This is a genomic window from Pseudoxanthomonas sp. GW2 (assembly GCF_000283075.1).
Taxonomy (GTDB): domain Bacteria; phylum Pseudomonadota; class Gammaproteobacteria; order Xanthomonadales; family Xanthomonadaceae; genus Pseudoxanthomonas.
Genome location: NZ_ALIP01000045.1, coordinates 1 through 2,120 on the forward strand (window position 1 = coordinate 1; position 2,120 = coordinate 2,120).

Sequence of the window (2,120 nt, forward strand, 5' to 3'; positions counted from 1 at the left end):
TGATTCGTGATTCGTGATTCGTGATTCGTGATTCGTGATTCGTGGGATGGTAACAGTCGTCGCCGCGACGCCAGCGCCGGCCGCTTCGCTTTGCGCCTTTGAATCACGAATTACCAATCACCAATCACGGCGACGCTGCCGCCAACGGCGGCAGCGTCGCCATGTCCCATCGCGGCGTGACCCGCACCGACGTGTCCTCGTGCTGGCCGGCCTCCAGGCGCAGCGCGCCGGCAAAGGCGATCATCGCGCCGTTGTCGGTGCACAGCGACGGGCGCGGGAAGCAGGCGCGGCCGCCGCGCCGGGCGCACATCTCCTGCAGCCTGGCGCGCAGGCGCTTGTTGGCGCCGACGCCGCCGGCGATCACCAGGGTGTCGCTGCCGGCCGCGTCCAGCGCGCGCCCGCACTTGATCGCCAGGGTGTCGACCACCGCGTCCTCGAAGCCGCGGGCGATGTCGGCGCGGGTCTGCTCCGACTGGTCGGACTGCTGCCAGGCCAGCAGCACCTGGGTCTTCAGCCCGCTGAAGGAGAAATCCAGTCCCGGGCGGTCGGTCATCGGCCGGGCGAAGCGGAACGCACCCGGCGTGCCGCGTTCGGCCAGCGCGGCCAGCTGCGGGCCGCCCGGGTACGGCAGGCCCATCAGCTTGGCGGTCTTGTCGAAGGCCTCGCCGGCGGCATCGTCCAGGGTCTCGCCGAGCAGGCGGTAGCGGCCGATCGCCTCCACCGCCACCAGCTGGGTATGGCCACCGGAGACCAGCAGGGCCACGAACGGCGGAGCCGGCGGGTTGTCCTCCATCAACGGCGCCAGCAGGTGGCCTTCCATGTGGTGCACCGCCACCGCCGGCACGTCCAGCGCCCAGGCCAGGGCCCGCGCGGTGCCGGCGCCGACCAGCAGGGCGCCGACCAGGCCGGGGCCGGCGGTGTACGCCACCCCGTCCAGGTCGGCCGGGGCCAGCCCGGCCTCGGCCAGGGTCTGGCGCACCAGCGGCAGCAGCTTGCGCACGTGGTCGCGGCTGGCCAGTTCCGGCACCACGCCGCCGTATTCAGCGTGCAGGGCGATCTGGCTGTAGACCGCATGGGCGAGCAGGCCTGCGCCGGGGGCGGTGTCGTACACGGCCACGCCGGTTTCGTCGCAGGAGGTTTCGATGCCAAGGACACGCATGGGGGGAGTTCCGGGGGGAAAGGGGGCGGCCGCGGCGCGGCCTGCACCGGCGCACTTGCAGCGCGGCCGGCGAGGTGGCTATCATACGCGGCTCACCGGGCGCGACCCGGTATTTTGTGTCCCGGAGATTCCATGCCCAGCGTCAAAGTCCGCGAGAACGAGCCCTTCGAGTTTGCGCTGCGTCGCTTCAAGCGCACCTGCGAGAAGGCCGGTGTCCTGGCCGAAACCCGCAAGCGCGAGTACTACGAGAAGCCGACCCAGGAGCGCAAGCGCAAGGCTGCTGCCGCGGTGAAGCGCCAGCTGCGTCGCATGTCGCGCGACGTCACCAAGCGCCAGCGCCTGTACTGAGCCTGCGCTGCTGACGCCATGCCGCCCGTGCGCGGGCGCATGGTGTACAGGGCACCGAAGCCGGCACGCCGTCGCGTGGCCGGCTTTTTGTGTTCGCCGCGGCACCGCCCCGGGCGGCCGTCCGGCTTTGATTTAGCGACCTTGGAAGGTGTGCGATGAGCCTCAAGCAGCGTCTGACCGACGACATGAAGGCCGCCATGAAGGGCGGCGACAAGGAAACCCTGGCCGTGATCCGGCTGATCAACGCCGCGATCAAGCAGAAGGAAGTCGACGAGCGCATCCAGCTGGACGATGCCGCGGTGGTCGGCGTGCTGGACAAGATGGTCAAGCAGCGCCGCGACTCGGTGTCCCAGTACGAGGCCGCCGGCCGCGAGGACCTGGCCGCGGTCGAGCGCAACGAGATCGCGGTGATCGAACGCTACCTGCCGGCCAAGCTGGACGAGGCCGCGATCCTGGCGGCGATCGACGCCGCCATCGCCCAGACCGGCGCCGCCGGCCCGGCCGACATGGGCAAGCTGATGGGCGTGCTCAAGCCGCAGCTGGCCGGCCAGGCCGACATGGGCCAGGTCTCGGCCCTGGTCAAGCGCCGCCTCGCCGGCTGATCCCTCCCCCC

Annotated in this window: 3 protein-coding genes; 2 read left to right on the forward strand and 1 reads right to left on the reverse strand. The window is 70.9% G+C overall.

Translation table 11 applies throughout. The features are described from left to right. Nucleotides 1-124: 124 nt before the first annotated feature. Nucleotides 125-1,159, reverse strand: a complete 1,035-nt coding sequence (tsaD, locus tag B351_RS0104020) for a tRNA (adenosine(37)-N6)-threonylcarbamoyltransferase complex transferase subunit TsaD (RefSeq protein WP_019397769.1) — start codon at nucleotides 1,157-1,159, stop codon at nucleotides 125-127. A 132-nt stretch (nucleotides 1,160-1,291) separates the two neighbouring features. Here tsaD and rpsU point away from each other — a divergent pair, with 132 nt between their 5' ends. Next, nucleotides 1,292-1,507, forward strand: a complete 216-nt coding sequence (gene rpsU / locus B351_RS0104025) for a 30S ribosomal protein S21 (protein ID WP_013533886.1) — start codon at nucleotides 1,292-1,294, stop codon at nucleotides 1,505-1,507. Between the two features lie 155 nt (nucleotides 1,508-1,662). Further along, nucleotides 1,663-2,109 (forward strand): GatB/YqeY domain-containing protein, encoded by a 447-nt coding sequence (locus B351_RS0104030; protein ID WP_019397770.1) that lies wholly within the window; start codon nucleotides 1,663-1,665, stop codon nucleotides 2,107-2,109. The last annotated feature ends 11 nt before the right edge of the window (nucleotides 2,110-2,120 follow it).